20 protein-coding genes and 1 tRNA gene are annotated in these 21,720 nt (G+C 64.3%); 14 read left to right on the top strand and 7 right to left on the bottom strand.

Translation table 11 applies throughout. The features are described 5' to 3' along the window. The first annotated feature begins 24 nt into the window (after positions 1–24). From ACSBOB_RS19000 to ACSBOB_RS18975, 6 genes are all read left to right on the top strand, one after another. Complete coding sequence (locus ACSBOB_RS19000) at positions 25–987, top strand: aliphatic sulfonate ABC transporter substrate-binding protein (protein ID WP_442577656.1); 963 nt, start codon at positions 25–27, stop codon at positions 985–987. Between the two features lie 29 nt (positions 988–1,016). Further along, complete coding sequence (ssuD, locus tag ACSBOB_RS18995) at positions 1,017–2,204, top strand: FMNH2-dependent alkanesulfonate monooxygenase (protein WP_442577655.1); 1,188 nt, start codon at positions 1,017–1,019, stop codon at positions 2,202–2,204. Further along, complete coding sequence (gene ssuC, locus ACSBOB_RS18990; protein WP_442577654.1) at positions 2,201–2,980, top strand: aliphatic sulfonate ABC transporter permease SsuC; 780 nt, start codon at positions 2,201–2,203, stop codon at positions 2,978–2,980. Before ssuD ends, ssuC begins: the two co-directional genes overlap by 4 nt. 12 nt (positions 2,981–2,992) lie before the next feature. Beyond that, positions 2,993–3,838 (top strand): ATP-binding cassette domain-containing protein, encoded by an 846-nt coding sequence (locus ACSBOB_RS18985; protein WP_442577653.1) that lies wholly within the window; start codon positions 2,993–2,995, stop codon positions 3,836–3,838. Positions 3,839–4,156: 318 nt separating this feature from the next. Further along, entirely contained in the window at positions 4,157–4,384 is a 228-nt protein-coding gene (locus ACSBOB_RS18980; protein ID WP_442577652.1) for a hypothetical protein, read from the top strand. Positions 4,385–4,551: 167 nt separating this feature from the next. After that, on the top strand, positions 4,552–5,811 hold the full coding sequence (locus tag ACSBOB_RS18975; protein ID WP_442577651.1) for a tetratricopeptide repeat protein: 1,260 nt from the start codon (positions 4,552–4,554) through the stop codon (positions 5,809–5,811). A gap of 86 nt (positions 5,812–5,897) precedes the next feature. On the opposite strand, the gene ACSBOB_RS18970 is transcribed toward ACSBOB_RS18975, so the two are convergent. Beyond that, positions 5,898–5,982, bottom strand: a tRNA-Leu gene (locus ACSBOB_RS18970). A 364-nt stretch (positions 5,983–6,346) separates the two neighbouring features. Here ACSBOB_RS18970 and tig point away from each other — a divergent pair. From tig to alaS, 4 genes are all read left to right on the top strand, one after another. Beyond that, entirely contained in the window at positions 6,347–7,831 is a 1,485-nt protein-coding gene (tig, locus tag ACSBOB_RS18965; RefSeq protein ID WP_442583770.1) for a trigger factor, read from the top strand. Between the two features lie 169 nt (positions 7,832–8,000). Further along, positions 8,001–8,519, top strand: a complete 519-nt coding sequence (locus ACSBOB_RS18960) for a hypothetical protein (protein ID WP_442577650.1) — start codon at positions 8,001–8,003, stop codon at positions 8,517–8,519. A gap of 173 nt (positions 8,520–8,692) precedes the next feature. Beyond that, entirely contained in the window at positions 8,693–9,775 is a 1,083-nt protein-coding gene (gene recA / locus ACSBOB_RS18955; RefSeq protein WP_442577649.1) for a recombinase RecA, read from the top strand. 202 nt (positions 9,776–9,977) lie between these two features. Continuing rightward, positions 9,978–12,644, top strand: coding sequence for an alanine--tRNA ligase (gene alaS, locus ACSBOB_RS18950; protein WP_442577648.1), 2,667 nt, complete (start codon positions 9,978–9,980; stop codon positions 12,642–12,644). 72 nt (positions 12,645–12,716) lie between these two features. Here the strand turns inward: alaS and ACSBOB_RS18945 are convergent, their stop codons facing one another. The 3 genes from ACSBOB_RS18945 to ACSBOB_RS18935 form a co-directional block, all read right to left on the bottom strand. Next, on the bottom strand, positions 12,717–13,085 hold the full coding sequence (locus ACSBOB_RS18945) for a PRC-barrel domain-containing protein (RefSeq protein WP_442577647.1): 369 nt from the start codon (positions 13,083–13,085) through the stop codon (positions 12,717–12,719). Positions 13,086–13,211: 126 nt separating this feature from the next. Beyond that, the gene (locus ACSBOB_RS18940; RefSeq protein ID WP_442577646.1) at positions 13,212–14,423 is read right to left on the bottom strand and encodes an NADP-dependent isocitrate dehydrogenase; all 1,212 of its coding nucleotides are present in this window, start codon (positions 14,421–14,423) and stop codon (positions 13,212–13,214) included. 105 nt (positions 14,424–14,528) lie between these two features. Next, complete coding sequence (locus ACSBOB_RS18935; RefSeq protein WP_442577645.1) at positions 14,529–15,593, bottom strand: FUSC family protein; 1,065 nt, start codon at positions 15,591–15,593, stop codon at positions 14,529–14,531. Positions 15,594–15,715: 122 nt separating this feature from the next. Between ACSBOB_RS18935 and ACSBOB_RS18930 the strand changes: the two genes are divergently transcribed. Both ACSBOB_RS18930 and murI read left to right on the top strand, forming a co-directional pair. Next, positions 15,716–16,582 carry an RNA methyltransferase gene (locus ACSBOB_RS18930; RefSeq protein WP_442577644.1) on the top strand — a complete coding sequence of 289 codons (867 nt, stop codon included), beginning with the start codon at positions 15,716–15,718 and terminating at the stop codon, positions 16,580–16,582. Then, positions 16,575–17,375 carry a glutamate racemase gene (gene murI / locus ACSBOB_RS18925; protein ID WP_442577643.1) on the top strand — a complete coding sequence of 267 codons (801 nt, stop codon included), beginning with the start codon at positions 16,575–16,577 and terminating at the stop codon, positions 17,373–17,375. The genes ACSBOB_RS18930 and murI overlap by 8 nt, the downstream gene beginning before the upstream one ends. On the opposite strand, the gene ACSBOB_RS18920 is transcribed toward murI, so the two are convergent. Together ACSBOB_RS18920 and ACSBOB_RS18915 are read right to left on the bottom strand one after the other, a co-directional pair. Next, a complete protein-coding gene (locus tag ACSBOB_RS18920) occupies positions 17,365–18,189 on the bottom strand; it encodes an FTR1 family iron permease (RefSeq protein WP_442577642.1) in 825 nt (274 codons plus the stop codon). The genes murI and ACSBOB_RS18920 overlap by 11 nt on opposite strands. A 5-nt stretch (positions 18,190–18,194) precedes the next feature. Beyond that, positions 18,195–18,545 (bottom strand): cupredoxin domain-containing protein, encoded by a 351-nt coding sequence (locus tag ACSBOB_RS18915; RefSeq protein WP_442577641.1) that lies wholly within the window; start codon positions 18,543–18,545, stop codon positions 18,195–18,197. Positions 18,546–18,765: 220 nt separating this feature from the next. Between ACSBOB_RS18915 and ACSBOB_RS18910 the strand changes: the two genes are divergently transcribed. Further along, positions 18,766–18,954, top strand: coding sequence for a DUF3008 family protein (locus tag ACSBOB_RS18910; protein ID WP_442577640.1), 189 nt, complete (start codon positions 18,766–18,768; stop codon positions 18,952–18,954). Between the two features lie 114 nt (positions 18,955–19,068). Here ACSBOB_RS18910 and tnpA read toward each other — a convergent pair whose 3' ends face one another. Next, positions 19,069–19,497, bottom strand: coding sequence for an IS200/IS605 family transposase (gene tnpA / locus ACSBOB_RS18905; RefSeq protein ID WP_442577639.1), 429 nt, complete (start codon positions 19,495–19,497; stop codon positions 19,069–19,071). 405 nt (positions 19,498–19,902) lie between these two features. Between tnpA and ACSBOB_RS18900 the strand changes: the two genes are divergently transcribed. Beyond that, positions 19,903–21,450, top strand: a complete 1,548-nt coding sequence (locus tag ACSBOB_RS18900) for an alkaline phosphatase (protein WP_442577638.1) — start codon at positions 19,903–19,905, stop codon at positions 21,448–21,450. Positions 21,451–21,720: the final 270 nt, after the last annotated feature.

Here is a 21,720-nt window from a genome sequence, read left to right as displayed (position 1 = left end):
AATCCTTCTCGAAAGGCGAAGACCATGCTCAACAGACGCTTCCTGCTTTCCGGTTTTCTCGGCGCGGCGCTGCTGGCGCCCTGCCTGTCGCTCGCTCCCGCCAAGGCCGCCGGTGCGCCAAAAGAGTTCCGCATCGGCTACCAGAAGAGCAGCAGCCTGCTGGTCGCCGCCCGCCAGCAGAAGGTTTTCGAGACCAGGCTGAAGGCGCTCGGCGTCGAAGAGATCAAGTGGGTGGAGTTCCAGTTCGGCCCGCCGCTGCTGGAGGCGCTGGGCGCCGGCGCCGTGGATTTCGGCGTCACCGGCGATACGCCGCCGATCCTGGCGCAATCGGCCGGGGCGCAACTGGTCTATGCGGCAAGCTCGCCCGCCGTGCAGAACGCCATCCTGGTGCCAAAGGATTCGCCGATCCAATCGGTGGCCGATCTCAAGGGCAAGAAGGTCGCGTTCGGAAAAGGCTCCAGCTCGCATAACTTCACCGTGCAGGCGCTGAAGCAGGCGGGGCTCGCCTATTCCGACATCGTGCCGGCGTTCCTGGCGCCGGCCGACGCGGTGGCGGCTTTCACGACGGGCAGCGTCGACGCCTGGGCGGTCTGGGATCCGTATTTCGCCATCGCCGAAGCCAAGCATAATGCGCGGCCGCTGGTGACCACTGCCGACGGACTGGACAGCAATTCCTTCTACCTCGCCAGCAAGGCATTTTCGGAAGAACATCCCGACGTGTTGAAAGCCGCCGTCGAGGAATTGTCCGGCGTCGCCCGCTGGGCGGCCGAGCACAAGGACGAGCTTGCGGCCATCTCCTCGGAGGCGACCGGCATCGACCTTGCCGCACAGAAGGCGGCGATCGACCGCTACCGGATCGAGGTGGGTCCGCTCTCCGACGCGGTGGTGGCGCAGCAGCAGGCGATCGCCGACACGTTTTTTGACCTCAAGCTGATCCCCAACAAGGTCGATGTCCGCGATATCGTCTGGACCGCACCGACAAACTGAGCGGCCCGCTGCAAGCCAAGGAAGCCAGCATGACTCTTTCCACCGTATCGCCGGCCAATACGAATCCGAACCGCCCGCTCGACTTCTTCTGGTTCATCCCGACACATGGCGACGGCAGCTATCTCGGCTCCGAGAAGCAGCAGCGCCCGCCGGAGTTCGGTTACTTCAAGGAAATCGCGCAGGCCGTTGACCGGCTTGGCTTTCCCGGCGTGCTTCTGCCGACGGGGCAGAACTGCGAGGATTCCTGGATCACCGCGACCGGGCTCGCCACCTATACCGAGCGGCTGAAATTCCTGGTGGCGTTGAGGCCGGGCGTCGTGTCGCCGGCCTTCGCCGCGCGCCAGACGGCCGCGCTTGACCGGCTGAGCGATGGGCGGCTGCTGCTCAACGTGGTGGTCGGCGGCAATCCAGTCGAGCTTGCCGGCGACGGCGTGTTCACCCCGCATGACGAGCGCTACGCGCAGGCAGATGAGTTCCTAAAAGTCTGGCGCGGCCTGCTGTCGGGCGAACAGGTCGACTTCAACGGCAAATATTATCGCGTCGAAGGCGGACGGCTCGACATCTTGCCGGTGCAGAAACCGGTTCCGCCGGTATTCTTCGGCGGTTCGTCCGATGCCGGGCAGGATCTGGCGGCCGAGCAGGTCGACAAATACCTGACCTGGGGCGAGCCGGTTCATTCGGTCGCCGAGAAGCTGGCGCGCGCCAAGGCCAAGGCGGCAGTGAAGGGACGCAAGCTGAGTTTCGGCATCCGGCTCCACTTCATCGTGCGCGAAACCGAGGACGAGGCGTGGGCGGCGGCGGAAAAGCTCATCAGCCATGTCACCGACGCGCAGATCGAGAATGCGCAGGCGCGCTTCCTGAAGGAGATGGATTCGGTCGGCCAGCGGCGCATGGCCGAGTTGCATGGCGGCAGGCGGGATCGGCTGGTGGTCGCCCCCAATCTGTGGGCCGGCGTCGGACTGGTGCGCGGCGGCGCGGGCACGGCGCTGGTCGGCACGCCGGCACAGGTGGCGGAGCGCATCCGCGAGTACCAGGCGGTCGGCATCGACACGGTCATCGGCTCCGGCTACCCGCATCTGGAGGAAGCCTACCGCGTCGCCGAACTGCTGTTCCCCGAACTCGGGCTCGGCACGGCGCGCCGCCAGGTGGGCAACCGCATCGCCAATGAATTCGCGGTCGGCCATCACGGCGCCCGCCGGCTGCAGGCCTCTTCATGAACCGGACCCTTGGTAGGATAGGGCAAAGCGGACTCGGCTGGTTGTTGCCGATCGTCATCGTCGTGGTCTGGGAACTGGCGTCGCGCACCGGCTTCATCGCCGGCAACGTGCTTCCCGCGCCGTCGGCCGTGGCGGAGGCGTTCTGGCGCCTGCTCGTCTCTGGTGAATTGATCCAAAACATCGCGGTCAGCACCGCCCGCGCGCTGGCCGGTTTTGCGGTCGGCGGCTCGATCGGCTTCGTGCTCGGGCTGGCCAACGGCGTCTCGGCGCTGTCGCGCGGGCTCACCGACACGACGTTGCAGATGATCCGCAACATCCCGCATCTGGCGCTGATCCCGCTGGTCATCCTGTGGTTCGGCATCGACGAGGAAGCAAAACTCTTCCTGGTGGCGCTGGGCGTGTTCTTCCCGATCTATGTGAACACGCTGCTCGGCATCCAGAGCGTCGACCCGCAACTGGTCGAGATGGGCCGCATCTACGGCATGACCCGCTTCCAGCTGTTTTCGCGCGTCATCCTGCCCGGCGCGCTGCCGGCGATCTTCGTCGGACTGCGTTATGCACTGGGCATCATGTGGCTGACGCTGATCGTCGCCGAAACCATCTCGGCGTCGTCGGGCCTCGGCTACATGGCGATGCAGGCGCGCGAGTTCCTGCTGATCGACGTCGTCGTGTTGTCCATCCTGATCTACGCGCTGCTCGGCAAGCTGGCCGACAGTTTTGCCCGCCTGCTGGAACGGCTTTCGCTGCAATGGCATCCGGCCTTCCAGACCGCATGAGGATTTTTTCGCATGACCGCTGCCACCATCGCCGCCCGAAAAGCCTTTGAGGCAGCCCCGGTGGCGCGGCTCGTGCCTTCGCCGGCTCCGCCCACCGCGTTCTCATTCCGCAATGTCGGGAAAAAGTTCGGCGACAAGGTCGTGCTCGACGGCATCGACCTCGAAGTGAAGGCCGGGCAGTTCCTGGCGATCATCGGCAAGAGCGGCTGCGGCAAGTCGACCTTGCTGCGGCTGCTGGCCGGTCTCGACAAGGCCACCTCCGGCACGCTCGACCATGGCGGCGGTAAGACCGACTTTGGCCATACGCGCATCATGTTCCAGGAGCCACGGCTGCTGCCCTGGGCGCGCGTCGCCGATAATGTCGCGGTCGGCCTCACCGGCATCGCCAAGGGCTTGGAAGCGCGGGGCAGGGCGCTGGAGATCCTGGGCGAGGTGGGCCTCGCGGACCGCGCCGGCGAGTGGCCTTCGGTATTGTCGGGCGGCCAGCGGCAGCGCGTGGCGCTGGCCCGCGCGCTGGTTGGGCAGCCAAAGATCCTGGCGCTGGACGAACCGCTCGGCGCGCTCGACGCGCTGACCCGCATCGAGATGCAGCAATTGCTGGAGCGTATCTGGCTAAAGCAGAAATTCACCGCCGTGCTGGTCACCCACGACGTTGCCGAGGCCGTGGCGATGGCCGACCGCGTCGTGGTGATCGACCATGGCCGCATCGCGCTCGACCTCGACGTGGCCGTGCCGCGTCCGCGCCGCCACGGCTCACCGGAACTGGCGAGGCTCGAAGGCCGCATCTTCGACCAGCTTTTCGGCAATGACGGACGGGGCGATGCAGCCGCGGCGGCCGGTGGCGGCCATCTGGGTTGAGGTTTTCGCATAGCTGGAGGCTAACTCGACCTGTAGCGTTAAATAAATTGGGGGCGCCGTTGCGCTTCAGGCAAGGGTACGGCAAACTGCATTGCCAGCTTTGCGGAGTGTAACTGCCTGTCAATGTTGCGGGGAATGCTTGCGCAGGCGCGCGCTGTGCGACTCATTGCTGTATTAGCCACTTTGTCGGTTATCAGCTATGTTGCGGTCGCGCAGGAGCGGCGTGCGCTAACCGAGAGTGAGGTGGATGCTGTCAAAGCCGGTGTAACTGCTGTGCTGAGGGACCCTACGAGCGCTATATTCGGGGAGATCGACGCCGTGCACGAAGTCACCGGCGAGGGAGGCAGCTTCGACCTGAACCACGTCGTGTGTGGCACTATTAACGCCAAGAATGGGTTTGGCGGCTATGTTGGGACCGCGCCCTTCATTGGCTTCTTGGCAATTTCGCGCGACAAGCCACCTCGTTTCAAATTGTCAGATCTCGGCAGCCCGGACAACTACTATACGATCACCAAGCGCTGTCGGGAACACGGCGTTTGGCCATGACCACCGTCAACACAATGATCTGACGCTACTGTCCTACGTCTGCCCGTCAAATCAATGTGATCGCACCTTTCTTTGCGTGACGCAAAACGTTAGCCTCAAACCACAGGCGACCCGGCGCCTTGGGGCAAGCAGTTCGGGAGACGATGGGGCAGAACAGGACATCTCGGATGTCGCCGGGCCATACGGGTTCGGGCGGCGAATACCAGCTGCTGAATGGCTGGAAGGACATTGCCGCGTTCTTCGGCAAGGACGAACGCACGGTCAAGCGCTGGGAAAAGCTGCGCGGCATGCCGGTGCAGCGGATGCCCGGCACGAAGGGGACCGTCTTCGCCGACCGCCATGCGCTGGCTGCCTGGCTCAACATGCGCGGAACGCAGCCGGGACTCGACGTCAGGGTTTTGCCGCGCGTGCATTCTGGCCTGAACGGCGCGCGGCCGTCCGGCGAGGTCCACGAACCCTCCATGGCCGCACGGGACCTTTATCTCGAAGGAACCTATCTCTGGCAGAAGCGGACACGGGCAAGCCTGACCGAGGCGGTCGCCGTTCTGGAAAAGGCCGTTGGCCTCGACCCGGACTACGCGCAGGCGCATACCGCATTGGCTGTCGCTCACAAGCTGGCCGGAGAATATGGCGCGACCACGCAGAAGCTGGGTTATATCCGCGCATTGGATGCGGTGGAGCGGGCGATCGCGCTCGATCCGGCGCTCGACCAGGCCCAGACCGCCCTGGCCAACATCGAGTTCTTCTGGCTGCTGCAATATGACCGCGCCCTGCGGCGCTTCGAACATGCGCGCCGCCTCAACCCGAATTCGGCGCTGACGCGCCACTGGTTTGCCGAGGCCCTGCTCTTCGCCGGATATCCGCGCGAGGCGCTTGCCGAGATCGACCAGGCCCAGCACCTCGACCCGCAGTCGCGCTCGATCATATCGGCCAAGGCCTACATCCTGTTCGCGCTCGGCCAGATGGACACGTCCGAGCAGATGCTGCTGAAACTGGCGTCGAACGAGCCGGACTACCAGATGGCCTACAAGGGCCTTGCCTATCTCTGCCTCGCCCGAGGCGACGGCGCGCGCTATCTGGAGTTTTTGGGCCGGCTGGAAAGCCTGCATCCGAGCAAGGCGGCGCGAGAGATCATTGAGGCCGGACGCAAGGGATTGTCCGCTGGCGCCAGGACCGGGATGGCGGAAGCCATGCTGTCGGCGGCGAGACGGCATGCCGAGACCGGCGAAGTGCCCGCCTATAGCCTCGCGCATCTCTTCGCCCTCAACAACGACGCCTCCGGCGCCGCCGCGCACCTGCAGCTGGCGCTCGAGCGCTACGAAGGCGACGTCTTCGATTTCATCATCGACCCGGCATTCAGGCAGGTGCGCACCACACCGCAGTTCCTCAAGAGGGTCACCCAGATCGGCCTGCCGCTGGTCGCGTGAGGAGACTGCGGCGAATCCGGGCTGTGCCGTGAGCCGGAAGGGAGCTTCAAGGCATCGATCCGGAGATATCGGCGCGCGCTGGATAGTGGTGCGGATGAAGGGACTCGAACCCCCACGCCTTTCGGCACTGGAACCTAAATCCAGGGCGTCTACCAGTTCCGCCACATCCGCGCAGACTGCAATTCCCATGGCACGCACGTTCTGTCAACGATGCCGTCCCCAACCTTTCCGCGCCGTCAGCGCCGCACCATCGTGCGAAACTCGCGAAGAGAGTTGAAAAAGCCACACTCCTGTGACAAAAGGCGTCACAAAAGTGACGGGATGTGACGGTCCGCTTCGGATAAACGCGGTAAGGCGCAGGAAGAACAAGAGCTTACCGCTATTTCTGGAGCGCAGGTGAGAGCATCTCTTCCTGGATTCCGCAAGGAACCGGGATATCGTTTCTCCACACGCCAGATTGCCGCGCGGCATGCAAGGATCAGGGATACGAACGGCTGAAGCCGCTCTACCCTTTCGAGATGACAAAGGTTTTATGATGCAGGTTACCGAGACACTGAATTCCGGCCTGAAGCGCGAGATCACCGTCAAGGTGCCCGCCGGCGACATGGAATCGAAGCTGGTCGCGCGGCTGGAGACGGCGCGCGGCAAGGCGCGCATCAACGGTTTCCGCCCCGGCAAGGTGCCGCTCCAGCATCTGCGCAAGATGTACGGCAAGTCGTTCATGGCCGAGGTCGTCAACGAGATCCTGTCCGACACGCCGCGCAGCATCGTCGCCGAGCGCGGCGAGAAGGCCGCCATGCAGCCCGAGGTCACCATGACCGAGGACGAGAAGGAAGCCGAGAAGATCCTGTCCGGCGGCGCCGACTTCGAGTTCAAGCTGGCCTACGAGATCATCCCGGCCTTCGACATCCAGGATTTCACCGGCATCGCGGTGACCCGCCCGGTCTACGACGTGCCGGAGGACGAGATCGACGAGCAGGTCAAGCGTGTCGCCGAATCGGCGCGCAGCTACGAGACCAAGGACGGCGCGGCCGCCGAGGGCGATCGCGTCACCATCGACTATGTCGGCAAGATCGACGGCGAGGCATTTGCGGGCGGCGCCGGCAACGGCCAGCCGCTGGTGCTCGGCTCCAAGGAGTTCATCCCCGGCTTCGAGGACCAACTGGTCGGCGCCAAGGCTGGCGACGAGAAGCAGGTCACCGTGACCTTCCCCGAGAACTACCAGGCCGCGAACCTCGCCGGCAAGGAAGCGACCTTCGACGTCACCGTCAAGGAAGTCGCGGCACCCGGTGCGCTTGAAGTAAACGACGAGACCGCGAAAAGCCTCGGGCTCGAATCGCTTGAGCGCCTGCGCGAGATCGTGAAGGGCCAGATCGAGAACCAGTTCGGCTCGATGACCCGCCAGAAGGTGAAGCGCCAGTTGCTCGACCAGCTCGACGCCTCCTATTCTTTCGAGGCGCCGTCGAAACTGGTCGAGGCCGAGTTCAACAACATCTGGACGCAGGTCAACCGCGACCTCGAAGCCGCCGGCCGGACGTTCGCCGACGAGGAGACCACCGAGGAAGCCGCCCGCGCCGATTATATGAAGCTCGCCGAACGCCGCGTACGGCTCGGCCTCGTGCTGGCCGAGATCGGCGAGAAGGCTGCCGTGCAGGTCTCCGACGAGGAACTGCAGCGCGCGCTGTTCGAGTTCGTCCGCCGCTTCCCCGGCGATCAGCAGCAGGGCATCTTCGACTATTACCGCAACAACGCCGCGGCGCTGACGACCTTGCGCGCGCCGATCTTCGAGGAGAAGGTGGTCGACCACCTGCTCGGCCAGATTTCGGTGACCGACCAGAAGGTCAGCAAGGAAGAGCTGATGGCCGAGGACGAGGACGCCGAGACGGCGGCCAAGCCGACCGGCAAGGCCAGGAAGGCGGCGGCGAAGAAGGCGGAAGCCGCCGGCGATGCCGAGGCGGATGAGCCGAAGAAGAAGGCTCCGGCCAAGAAGAAGGCCGCCAAGGACGCCGACGCGGAATAGATTTTTCCTTCGCCACGAGATGGAAGCCGCCTTCGGGCGGCTTTTTTCTTGGTCGTAAAGCGAGCGGAAAGCGGCCGTCCGGAATTTGAGACACGGCGGCTCTTGCGTTGGCGTGGCTTCCCGCCGAAAACTTGCCCGCGGATTTGTCGGGGGCGGGCTGCGCGATTCCATGAAACGAAAGCACTCTTCAGGCATCGCGGCGGCCACCGTCCTGGCGGCCCTCGTCTACGCGGGCATGGCCAACGCCCAGCAGGCCGGGCGCTGGAAGGTATCCGCGGGGCGGGACGCTGCGACCGCGACGCTCTACAGCCTCAACACGCTGACCGCCGGCACGCGCACGATCGACTATCATCCGGCCCTGGTGGTGTCCTGCGAGACGCGGCGCTTTCCGGTTTGGCGGCAGGCGGTGGTGGTGCGCCAGACGATCGCCGGCGACGGGGGGGTCGGCGTCTCGATCCGCCTCGACAATGGCGGCGCCTTCAAGGAGCAGTGGGCGCTGGCGCAGAAGAGCCGAGCGCTGCAGACAGACGGCGACGAGCAGGTCGCCAGGCTGTCGCGCGCGCGGCGCCTGCATCTGACCTGGCGCTTCGGCGTGTTCTCAGGCAGCGGCGAGGCGGTGTTCGATCTCGCCGGAATCAGGGAGACGCTGGCGCAGCTTGCCCAGGCCTGCGGCACCGAGGTTCCCTAGGCGGAATCGGCGCGCACATCCGCCCGGGTGAGGCGGAACAGAATTCGAACATTTTTGGAAAGAATCGTAAAAACAATGGGTTGCCCCCTCTTGCCAAAATAGAACAAAAGAGGTACAAACAATCCGGGATATCGGACCAGCCGGCCTTCATAGACGACCAAGGGGTATGTATCATGGCGCAGAACACATTGCGGCTTGTTGAGGACAGATCTGTGGACAAGACAAAGGCTCTGGATGCGGCGCTGTCGCAGATCGAGCGGGCATTCGGCAAGGGCTCGATCATGCGTCTCGGCGCCAACGAGAAGGTCGTCGAGATCGGCACGATCTCGACCGGCTCGCTCGGGCTCGACATCGCGCTCGGCGTCGGCGGGCTGCCGCGCGGACGTGTCATCGAGATCTATGGCCCGGAAAGCTCCGGCAAGACGACGATGGCGCTGCACACTGTTGCTGAAGCCCAGAAGAAGGGCGGCATCTGCGCCTTCGTCGATGCGGAGCACGCGCTCGACCCGGTCTATGCGCGCAAGCTCGGCGTCGACCTGGAGAACCTTCTGATCTCGCAGCCGGACACCGGCGAGCAGGCGCTGGAGATCTGCGACACGCTGGTGCGTTCCGGGGCGATCGATGTGCTGGTGGTCGATTCGGTTGCCGCGCTCACGCCCCGCGCCGAAATCGAGGGCGAGATGGGCGACGCGTTGCCCGGCGCGCAGGCGCGGCTGATGAGCCAGGCGCTGCGCAAGCTGACCGCCACCATCTCGCGTTCGAACACGATGGTGATCTTCATCAACCAGATCCGCATGAAGATCGGCGTGATGTTCGGTTCGCCCGAGACGACGACCGGCGGCAATGCGCTGAAGTTCTATGCCTCGGTGCGCCTCGACATCCGCCGCATCGGCGCGGTCAAGGATCGCGACGAGGTCGTCGGCAACCAGACCCGCGTCAAGGTTGTGAAGAACAAGCTGGCGCCGCCCTTCAAGCAGGTCGAGTTCGACATCATGTATGGCGAGGGCGTGTCCAAGACCGGCGAGCTTGTCGATCTCGGCGTCAAGGCCGGCGTCGTCGAGAAGTCGGGCGCCTGGTTCTCCTACAATTCGCAGCGCCTCGGCCAGGGCCGCGAGAACGCGAAGATCTTCCTGCGCGACAATCCGGATACGGCGCGCGAGATCGAGACAGTGATTCGCCAGAATGCGGGCCTGATTTCCGAGAAGCTGCTGGAGAGCGGTCGGGATGGAGATATGGACGACGCCGCCGAGATGTGAGCCGCCACCTGTTCGTGGATGATGGAGCGCCGCCGGCAAAAATTGCCGGCGGTTTCGTTTTTGAGGCTCGCCTTCGATATCCGTTTTGGCGCAAGGCTTTCCACGCTTTTTCAGGCCGCGCGGTGTTGTGGACAGGCTTTGGCGCTGCCGCTAAAAGGCCATGTCCAATTCCCCGCCGCGCGGGACTTCAGAAGGCAGTGACATGAGTGGCGTCAACGAGATCCGGTCGACCTTCCTCGACTATTTCAGGAAGAACGGTCACGAGGTCGTCGCCTCCAGCCCCCTGGTGCCGCGCAACGACCCGACATTGATGTTCACCAATGCCGGCATGGTTCAATTCAAGAACGTCTTCACCGGCCTGGAGAAGCGTCCTTACGTCCGCGCCACCACCTCGCAGAAAAGCGTGCGCGCCGGCGGCAAGCACAACGACCTCGACAATGTCGGCTACACCGCCCGCCATCTCACCTTCTTCGAGATGCTCGGCAATTTTTCCTTCGGCGACTACTTCAAGGAACGCGCCATCGAGCTTGCCTGGAACCTGATCACCCGGGATTTCGGCCTGCCGAAGGACAAGCTGCTGGTCACCGTCTATCACACGGACGACCAGGCGGCCGATCTGTGGAAGAAGATCGCCGGTTTCTCCGACGATCGCATCATCCGCATCCCGACATCGGACAATTTCTGGGCGATGGGCGACACCGGCCCGTGCGGCCCGTGCTCGGAGATCTTCATCGACCGTGGCGAGCACATCTGGGGCGGCCCGCCCGGCAGCCCCGAGGAGGACGGGGACCGCTTCCTCGAGTTCTGGAATCTTGTCTTCATGCAATATGAGCAGGTCACCAAGGAGCAGCGCATCGACCTGCCTCGGCCGTCCATCGACACCGGCATGGGCCTCGAACGCATGGCCTCGATCCTGCAAGGCGTAGATAGCGTCTTCGAGACCGATCTGTTCCGCACCCTCATCGACGCCACCGCGTCGGTGCTGGGGCGCGGGCCGGGCAAGGACGATGTCGCCTCGTTCCGCGTCATCTCCGACCATTTGCGGTCATCCTGCTTCTTGATCGCCGATGGGGTTCTGCCGTCCAACGAGGGCAGGGGCTATGTGCTGCGCCGCATCATGCGGCGCGCCATGCGCCACGGCCAGTTGCTCGGTGCGAGCGAGCCGTTGATGTGGAAGCTGGTTCCGGCGCTGTTGCGCGAGATGGGCGCCGCCTACCCCGAACTGGTGCGCGGCGAGGCGCTGATCACCGAAACGCTGAAGCTGGAGGAAACCCGTTTCCGCAAGACGCTGGTGCGCGGCATCGGGCTGCTCGAAGACGCGACGGCCACGCTCGGCCCGGGCGACATGCTCGACGGCGAGACCGCCTTCAAGCTCTACGACACCTACGGCTTCCCGCTGGATCTGACCCAGGACGCGCTGCGCCAGCGCAACATCTCCGTCAATCTCGCCGGCTTTCAGGATGCAATGGAACGGCAGAAGGCCGAAGCCCGCAAGAGCTGGACCGGATCGGGCGAGGCGGCGACGGAAACCGTGTGGTTCGCCGTGCGCGAAAAGACCGGTGCCACCGAGTTTCTGGGGTACGACACCGAGCAGGCCGAGGGCGTCGTTGCCGCGCTGGTCAAGGATGGCGTCTCCATCGACAGCGCCGCGCAGGGAGAGACGGTCGGGCTCGTCGTCAACCAGACACCGTTCTATGGCGAATCCGGTGGCCAGATGGGCGACACCGGTACGATTTCGGGCGATGGTTTCCGCTTCGAGGTGACCGACACCTTGAAGAAGGGCGACGGCCTGTTCGTGCATTTCGGCACGGTTGCCGAAGGTTCCGTCAAGGTCGGCGCGGCAGCCGAACTCAAGGTCGACCATGCGCGCCGGTTGCGGCTGCGCTCCAACCATTCGGCGACGCACCTGATCCACGAGGCGCTGCGCGAGGTGCTGGGCACCCACGTCGCGCAAAAAGGCTCGCTGGTCGCGCCCGAGCGGCTGCGCTTCGACATTTCGCACAACAAGCCGATTTCGCCCGAGGAACTCGAGCAGGTCGAGGCGATGGCCAACGAGATCGTCGTGCAGAACGCGCCGGTGACGACCCGGCTGATGAGCGTCGACGATGCGATCGCCGAAGGCGCGATGGCGCTGTTCGGCGAGAAATACGGCGACGAGGTGCGGGTCGTCTCGATGGGCACCGGCCTGCATGGCGCCAGGTCGAACCGCCCTTATTCGGTCGAACTGTGCGGCGGCACCCATGTCGGCGCCACGGGCGATATCGGCCTCGTGCGCATTCTTTCCGACAGCGCCGTCGCCGCCGGCGTGCGGCGCATCGAGGCGCTGACCGGCGAAGCCGCACGCAAACATCTCGACGAACAGGACCGCAGGTTGAAGACAATCGCCTCGACGCTCAAGGTCTCGCCGGCCGAAGCGCTTTCGCGCGTGGAGGCGCTGGTCGACGAGCGCAAGAAGCTGGAGCGGGACCTGACGGAAGCCCGCAAGAAACTGGCGCTGGGCGGTGGCGGCAGCGCGGACGGTGGCGCGGAGGTGGAAACCGTCGCCGGCGTCGGCTTCCTCGGCAAATCGGTGACCGGCGTCTCGCCGAAGGATTTGAAGCCGCTGGCCGATTCCGGCAAGAAATCGGTCGGTTCCGGCGTGGTAGTCTTTGTCGGTGCGGGCGACGACGGCAAGGCCAGCGTCGTGGTCGCCGTCACCGACGATCTGACGAAGCGCTTCAGCGCCGTCGATCTGGTGCGCGTCGCATCGGCGGCGCTCGGCGGGCAGGGCGGCGGCGGCCGTCCCGACATGGCTCAGGCCGGCGGTCCGGATGCAACGAAATCGGCGGAAGCGATCGCGGCGGTGAGGGCGGCCATGCAGGCCGCCTGATTCGTGCCGCGCCGCGCGCGGCGGCCTACACCGGTACGAGCGTGCGTCGGCCAGGATCGGCCGGCGGCCGGGTCAGTCGCTGAATACCTCGTATTTCCTGATCGTCTCGGCATCGGCGTTCAGGACCAGCGTCCCGCTATCCTGAAGAACCAGGGCGTCCAACGGGACGACCATGTCCTTGTCGTCGTCCCTCAGGCCAGATCCGTCGACAACGTCGACCGCGACTGCCGTAGCCCTGTGCTTGGTCGACCCCAGGACTTCCTCGATCTCTCCGATCTTGTTTCCCCTTGTGTCGATGACGGTCATCTCTTCGATGGCATCGGCGGTGAGGTTGAAGGGGTGCACCACGACCTCGTCGTCAACATCGACCAATTTTGTCTTGGCATGGGCCAGGGCGGTATCGCCGATGATCAGCGCGGCGGCCAAGATGAGAAAACGCATGGTGCGGTCATCCTTGATGGGTTTTCGAGAAAGACGCGCCGGGATCGAACGTGACGCGCCGAGACGTCTTTGAAAGGAGACCTGCGACCATCATTCTTGCTGGTCGCAGCTCTTCCGTAATGGCCGTCAGGCCATCGCCTTCTGCAGATTCTCGTCGACCTTGTCCAAAAAGCCGGTGGTCGAGAGCCAGGGCTGGTCCGGGCCGATCAGCAGCGACAGGTCCTTGGTCATGAAGCCGCTCTCGACCGTCTGGATGCAGACCTTTTCCAGCGTGTCGGCGAACTTCTTGAGCTCGGCGTTGTCGTCGAGTTTTGCGCGGTGCGCCAGGCCGCGCGTCCAGGCGAAGATCGAGGCGATCGAGTTGGTCGAAGTCTCCTCGCCCTTCTGGTGCTGGCGATAGTGGCGGGTGACGGTGCCGTGCGCGGCCTCGGCCTCGACCGTCTTGCCGTCCGGCGTCATCAGCACCGAGGTCATCAGGCCGAGCGAGCCGAACCCTTGCGCCACCGTGTCCGACTGCACGTCGCCGTCATAGTTCTTGCAGGCCCAGACATAGCCGCCCGACCATTTCAAGCTGGAGGCCACCATGTCGTCGATCAGGCGGTGCTCGTACCACAGCTTCTTCGCCTTGAACTCGGCCTCGAACTCCTGCTCGTAGACCTCCTGGAAGATGTCCTTGAAGCGGCCGTCATAGGCTTTCAGGATGGTGTTCTTGGTCGACAGGTAGACCGGATAGTTGCGCAGCAGGCCGTAGTTCAGCGAGGCGCGCGCGAATTCGCGGATCGATTCGTCGAGGTTGTACATGGCCATGGCCACGCCGGAGCCCGGCGCGTCGAACACCTCATGCTCGATCGTCTGGCCGTCCTCGCCGACGAATTTGATCGTCAGCTTGCCTTTGCCGGGGAAGCGGAAGTCGGTGGCCCGATACTGGTCGCCGAAGGCATGGCGGCCGACGATGATCGGCTTGGTCCAGCCGGGAACCAAGCGCGGCACGTTCTTCATGATGATCGGCTCGCGGAAGATGGTGCCGCCGAGGATGTTGCGGATCGTGCCGTTGGGCGACTTCCACATCTTCTTCAGCTTGAATTCCTCGACGCGCTGCTCGTCGGGCGTGATCGTCGCGCATTTGACGCCGACGCCGTATTTCTTGATGGCGTTGGCCGAATCGATGGTGATCTGGTCGTTGGTGGCGTCGCGGCTTTCGATGCCGAGATCGTAATATTCGAGGTCGATGTCGAGATACGGGTGGATCAGCTTGTCCTTGATGAACTGCCAGATGATGCGGGTCATCTCGTCGCCGTCGAGTTCGACGACAGGGTTGGCCACCTTGATCTTCGCCATTGAAAAAGCCTTGCTGTTGGGAGCGGAAGCGGCCGTCGCCCGTATGGCTGAGGCCTGGGAATTCGGTTCGTATATCAAAGCATGATCAAGCGCGGCAACTTCAATTCACGACCGCCGCGCCCGGTTCTGGAAGATTACGAAGACCGCATAAAGCGTGGCGATGCCGGCCAGCACGCCGGCCAGCCTCTCCAGTGCCGGGCGTTCTTCGATGGACCAGCCCTGATCCTGGACGAACACCATCAGGAAGGCGACGGTGAACTGCACGGCGGCGTAGCGCAGGCCCGGCGCCACGGCCTGCACGACGGTGCCGGCTCCGACGCCGGCGGCCAGCGCGATCTGGCACAGGAGCGGCTTCGCCTCGATGAGCGGGAACAGCGCAAGCGCCACGCCGCCGGCCAGCAGGCAGCCGGCGAAACGCTGCGCCATGCGCTGCACGACGAGGGCGTGCGGGTCGCCCCTTGCCGTGTCGAGCGGGACGATCATGACGGCGACCGTCGTCACCATGCCCTGGGCCAGCGGGCCGATGTGCCACAGGCCGACCGCCAGCGACAGGAAGAGCATCGCGACGGCTCCCTGCAAGGCGTGAAGTGCTGCGTCGCGGCTGTCGATGGGGGCGTCGGACAGGCGTCCGACCATCGGAACGGCGAGGTCGCGCCAGCCCTTGCCGCGGTTCAGCGCGACCCTGACGAGGCTGATATCCATCAGGCCGACGACGAGGATGCAGCCGGCGGTGCCGACGGCGACATTGGCCACCCGCTCCAGCGCGAATGCGCCGAGATGTCCCTGCGGGTTCACCGCCTCGCAGGCCACCATCACGAAGGTCACCAGCGCCAGCACCCATGCGTAGCTGTGCCGGAAGACCAGCGCCGAATAGAGACACCCCCAGGTCGCAAGACCCGTGACGACGACGAAGAGGACGAGATGCGGCGCGATCAGCGGCCCCAGCACCACGGCGATGGCCGCGCCGCAGATCGTGCCCGCCATGCGCAGCAGGCCGCGGTAGAACGACGCGCCGAAGCTCTCCTGCATCACCATGACGGCGCTGATCGCCGCCCACCACGTGTCCTCGAGGCCAAGCGCGTGGGCCGCCCAGACGGCAAACGCCACCGACAGCACCGGCCGCGCCGCGATCATCGCCAAGGAGGCCGTCTGCCCGATCGCCCGTTGCATTGGTCCTGTGTCGGATAAGGCAGGGAAGCCCGCATTTCGAACGAGGCGTTCGCCAAGCTTCATTTCCTCGGCCAACTATGGCAGGGACACACAAAGTTCGCAAATCTGATCGACCAGACATCATGGCATCCAGCGACCAAACCCGGACCCCGGCCACCGGCCCGGTGATCGTCCTCGTCGCCCCGCAGATGGGCGAGAATATCGGCATGGTGGCGCGCGCCATGGCGAATTTCGGCCTGGCCGAGCTGCGGCTGGTGTCGCCGCGTGACGGCTGGCCGAACGACAAGGCGACGGCCGCCGCCAGCCGCGCCACGCATGTCGTGGAGGCGGCCCGCGTCTTCGGCGATCTGCGCACTGCCATCGCCGACCTCAATTTCGTCTTCGCCACGACGGCGCGTGAGCGCGACGGGTTCAAGCCGGTCCGCGGGCCGGTGGAGGCGGCGCGGCTTCTGCGCGGCCAGGAGGCGTCGGGCGTGCGCACCGGCATCCTGTTCGGGCGCGAAAAATTCGGGCTCGACAATGACGAGATCAGCCTGGCCGACGAGATCGTCACCTTTCCGGTGGATCCCGCCTATGCGTCGCTCAACGTGGCGCAGGCTGTCCTGCTGATGGCATACGAATGGCGCAAGGCCGGGCTCGATCGCGAGACCGACATTCCCTTCACGGGGCCGCAGACCGAGCTGGCGCCCAAGGAGGAACTGCACGGCCTGCTTGGCCATCTTGAAGCTGCGCTCGACACCCGCGGCTATTTCCGGCCGCCGGCCAAGAAGGCGAAAATGGTCGACAAGGTGCGGGCGGTGCTGACGCGCCCGGCCTTTACGATCGGAGAGATCAAGGTGCTGCGCGGCATCGTCGCCTCGCTCGACTATTTTTCGCCGAAGGAGCCGCGCGGCGCCGGCTATCCGCAGCGCAAGGCGGAGGTCGACCGGCTGGCGCATCCGGGGCGCCGGGCGGAAGAGACGGACGCCGGGGAGGGAAGCGATGGCTGAGCGCCCGGTATTGATGTTCGATTCCGGCATAGGCGGGCTCACCGTGCTGCGCGAGGCGCGCGTGCTGATGCCGGACCGCAGCTTCGTCTACGTCGCCGACGACGCGGCCTTTCCCTACGGCGCCTGGGAAGAGCCGGCGCTGAAGGCGCATATCATCGGCCTGTTCGGCGGTCTGCTCGAACGTTTCGACCCCGAAATATCGGTGATCGCCTGCAACACCGCCTCGACGCTGGTGATCGACGCACTGCGCGAGGCGTTTCCCGGACACCCTTTCGTCGGCACCGTGCCGGCGATAAAACCCGCCGCCGAGCGCACGCGCTCCGGCCTGGTCTCGGTGCTGGCGACGCCGGGCACGGTGAAGCGGCAATATACGCGCGACCTGATCACCAACTGGGCGTCGAAATGCCATGTGCGGCTGGTCGGCAGCGACAGGCTGGCCGCACTCGCCGAGAACTATATGCGCGACGGTTTCGTCGACGAGGAGGCGGTGGGGGCGGAGATCGCGCCGTGCTTCATCGAGCGGGACGGAGGGCGCACCGACATCGTGGTGCTCGCCTGCACGCATTATCCGTTCCTGGTCAACCGGATGCGCAAGACCGCGCCGTGGCCGGTCGACTGGATCGATCCCGCCGAGGCGATTGCGAGAAGGGCGCTGTCATTGCTGCCTGAGATCGGGCAGGCGCCCGCTTCCGCCCCCGGCGAGCGGTTCGACATCGCGGTCTTCACCTCGGGCAATGCGGGTTTTGCCGAGCGCCGCCTGATGCAGGGATTTGGATTGGCCGTCACGCCGTAGCCGGCCGGACCTGCGACCGCTTGATCATCGCCGAACCGAAGACGATTGCCGCCACGGTCGCCGCGTAGGCGACGATCTGGATGCCTTCCGGGCGGGCGACATAACCGACCAGTATGTGCAGGAGGAAGCCGACCGCGGTTGTCTGCGGCAGGATTTCGGACGTGTTCCAGATGTCGTAGCCGAGCGCCGGCAGGTAGCCCGCCTGGACGAGGAAGGCGGCGGCTTGCGCGGCGAGACCGGCGGCGAGCAGGATGATGATGACGCCCGTCACCCGGAAAATGTGCTTTAGCGGCACGCGCAGCAGCCCGGCGTAGAACAGCCAGCCGACGAGCGCGGCGGCGGCGACGCCCAGCAGGCCGCCCTGCAGCATCTCGGCAACGCCGACTTCGCCGTCGATGGCGATGCCATAGAGGAAAAGCACGGTCTCCGAGCCTTCGCGCAGCACGGCCACGGCGCAGATGATGGCCAGCGCCGATAGCGGCTTGCCCCCGTCCTTCACGGCGCGTCCGATGGCGCGGCTTTGCCCGGCGAGTTCGGCGGCGTGTGCGCTCATCCAGATCTGGTGCCAGCCGAGCATGCCGACGGCGACCAGCAGCACCCCGGCGTTGAAGACTTCGGTGCCGTTGCCTTCAAAGAGATCGGCAAGGCCGTTGGCGAAAAAGGCGACGATCGCCGCGCCGAAAAGGCCGGCCGCGACGCCCGCCGCCACCCAGCCGCCGCGGCCGGCTATGCCCTTGCTCGCGGCAAGTACGATGGCGACGATCAGCGCCGCCTCGAGCGTCTCGCGGAAAACGATGACGAAAGTCGACAGCATGGCGCCTACTCCGCGAAGAGATTGCCGAGCGCGGTGTCCATGTGCCGCTCGCCGAAGAAGCCGTAGCTTCCGGCGGCCAGCGGGCCGACATGGAAAATCATCTGCTTGCCGCCGCCGATCACCTTCTCGACATGGAAATCGTTGCTCTCGAATTCTTCCGCCGTGGGATCGGCGTTGACGACCACCAGCGAAAATTTCTCGCCCGCCGGCACGGTCAGCGTCTGCGGCTTGAAGCGGTGATCCTGGATGGTCAGCGTGAACGATTTTTCGTCGGCCTGCGCCGCGGGCGTCAGCGTGGACATGGTGAGCAAGGCCACTGCCGGTACGGCAAGCAGCGGGAAGCGGCGGGCTGTCATTGGCGGGACCTTTTTCGAAACCGGATTTGCCTGTGCCGCGACCACGACGACGCCCCGCAAAATAGAAAGATGATACAGGATGTCAAGTAAAACTGGAGTTTGGAAATTCTCCAAATACAATAAATACAATATGTTAGCATGTGTATCGAGCTGTCGGGACTTGCGGAACCGGGATGTCGCACGGGCGTTAGGAAAGGATTTCCAGCCAGGAGATCGAGCCATGCCCGCCAAATCGAAAGCCCAGCAGAAAGCCGCCGGCGCAGCACTTTCCGCCAAGCGCGGCGACACCCGGAAAAGCGAACTCAAGGGTGCTTCGAAGGAGATGTACGAGTCCATGAGCGAAAAACAGCTCGAGGATTTTGCCGAGACGAAACGCAAGGGACTGCCCGAGAAGAAGTCCAAGGACTGATCGCATCATTGAAAGCCGGCTAATTTTTGTGAATGCTCCACCGCCTAAGAGGCGGTGGCTTCGGGTTACGGCTCAAAGCCGGATCGGTCCGCCGTCGGCGGACGCGGCATTCACTCACGTCACGTTGAACTCGTCATCGGGCTCGGGTGGCATCTGGTTCTTAATGTACTCCATCCACATCTCGTCCGTGACGTTGCCGCTCGTCGTCACCCAATAGCCCCGCGCCCACAGATGCTGACCCCAGTAGCGCTTGTGCAATATCCCGAACTCACTCAGCAACTTGTGCGAACTGCGCCCTTTCAGGTGCTGCACGGCGCGCGATACAGACAGGCGCGGCGGGATCGACAACAGCATATGCACATGGTCACGGTTGATCGACCCGGCGTGAATGACCATCTCGTGCGCTCGCGCAGTCTCCCGTAGCAATTCTCGGCAGCGGTTGCCGACATCACCGCCAAGCACCGCGTAGCGGTACTTCGTCACCCACACCAGATGATACTTACAGTCCCAAGCTGTGTGGCTGCCACGCTTGTACGCTTCCATAAAGCCAATCTACACAGGATGCGACTCAATCCCAGCCGCCTAAAGGCGTGGGGTTTCCTGATCCCCTATCGGGGACTCTAAAGCAAGCACAGGCCCCTGCGGCTCAGTCCTGCTCCTTGATCGGCGTTCGACGAATTGCAGCGGCCTGACCGGAGCTTTTCCAGATATCCTTTGCCGGCTGCCATTTTTTGACGTCGGAATGGCTTCATTGACCAGGCGGGGGGCGGCGCGGCTGAGGAAAACCCTGAATTTGCTTCAAACGCAGCAGGCTTTTTCGCGACATCGCTCGCTGGCGCGCCAAAAAGCCTTGCGGCGCCGTCGGTTTTTAGAGATTGATTGCAGTTGTTAGCAGGCTAACGTTTTGCCGCGCGGGTGGGGGAGCAACCATATCGTACGGAGGACGAAATGAGTTTGGTGTGGAAGCGATTTGCGACACCCGCTTTGGTCGCGCTTGCAGGCGTGATGGCTTGTGGCGCGGGATATGCCTTTGCCGAGGACGCGAAGCTCACGCAGGGCGACGATCCCTATTTCAAGCAGGCCGACACGGCGCTTGCCGAGATTCTCAAGCGCCAGAAGAACACCAATCAGGCGAAGAACGTTATCCTGGTCGTCGGCGACGGCATGGGTTTCTCCACCGTCACCGCGACGCGCATCTTTGAAGGCCAGCAGCGCGGCGTCGATGGCGAATCGAACGTGCTCGCCTGGGAGGCGTTCCCCCATCTGGCGGCGTCCAAGACCTATTCGGCCGACGCGCAGATCACCGATTCGGCGCCCAGCGCCGTCGCCATGACCACCGGCGTGAAGACCATCAACGATCTGATGGGCCTCGATCACACCGCAAAACTCGGTTCCTGCGAGGACCAGAAGACCAAGCAGGTGACCACGCTTTGGGAAATGGCCGAGACGCTGGGCATGTCGACCGGCGCCATCACCACGGCCCGCCTGACCCACGCCACGCCCGGTGCGACTTACGCCCATATCGCCGACCGCGACTGGGAATCGGATGCGCAGATGCCGCCCGAGGCGGTCGCCGCAGGCTGCGCCGATATCGCGCGGCAACTGGTGGAGATGAAATATGGCGACGGTCTTGAAGTCGCCATGGGCGGCGGCCGCGCCTATTTCATGCCGGCGGCAGCAAATGACGCCGAGTACGGGGACGCGGAGAAGAAAAAGGGCATGCGCAAGGACGGCAAGGACCTGACCAAGGCCTGGGTCGACCGCTACGGCGACAAGGGCGCCTATGTCTGGAACAAGGAGCAATTCTCGGCGATCGACCCGGCCAGGACCGATCACCTGCTTGGGTTGTTCGAGCCATCGCACATGCAATACGAGCACGACCGGCCGACCGACAAGGCAGGGGAACCCTCGCTCGCCGAAATGGCCGAAAAGTCGATCGACATTCTCTCAAAGAATCCCGAGGGCTATGTGCTGCTGGTCGAGGGCGGCCGCATCGACCACGCCAGCCACGAATCCAACGCATACCGCACTTTGTCGGACGGCGTGGCGATGAACGAGGCCGTCAAAGCGATACTACGCAAGGTAAATCTAGACGAGACGCTGATCGTCGTCACCGGCGACCACAGCCACACGCTGACCATTTCGGGTTATGCCAAGCGGGGGAACCCGATCCTCGGCATCTCGGTCGGCGTCGACGACGAACCGATCTACGGCAAGGACGGCAAGACCTACACGACCATCGGCTTCGCCAACGGCCCCGGCGCCTCCGAGAAGCCTGCAGAACGTCCGATGCTGACGTCGGAAGAGACGACGAAGCCGGATTTCAAACAGCCTTCGCTTGTGCCGCTCGGCAGCGAGACGCATGGCGGCGAGGATCTCGGCATCTACGCCATCGGCCCCTGGTCGCATCTGTTCCAGGGAACGGTGGAGGAGAATTATACCTTCCACGTCATGAACTACGCATCGAAGATCGGCGAGCGGCTGCAGAAGAAATAGGCTACGACCAAGCGCCTCCGGCGGCGTGGTTCGTTCCGCGCCGCCGCGAGCCGGCATGGCTCTGTCCGCCCAGCAGTCCGCGTATTGCGACTGTTTGTTGACAGCCGAGGTAATTTCGCCTATCGACCCGCCAGCGCCGGGCCAAAAGCCCGGTGTTGGTTTTTTGTGGCCGCGAGACCGGACGAAAAACCGCATACACTTTTTCTGGTCTCGCGACTGACGTGTCCCGTGGGTCTTTTCCGCAAAGCGTGCGTGGAAGATCCTGTCAGG

Origin of the sequence: Mesorhizobium sp. KACC 23794, assembly GCF_052180275.1 — a bacterium.
In the GTDB taxonomy this organism is placed as follows: domain Bacteria; phylum Pseudomonadota; class Alphaproteobacteria; order Rhizobiales; family Rhizobiaceae; genus Kumtagia.
Note: the sequence above shows the minus strand (reverse complement) of the source record. Positions and strands in the feature narration are given on the sequence as shown.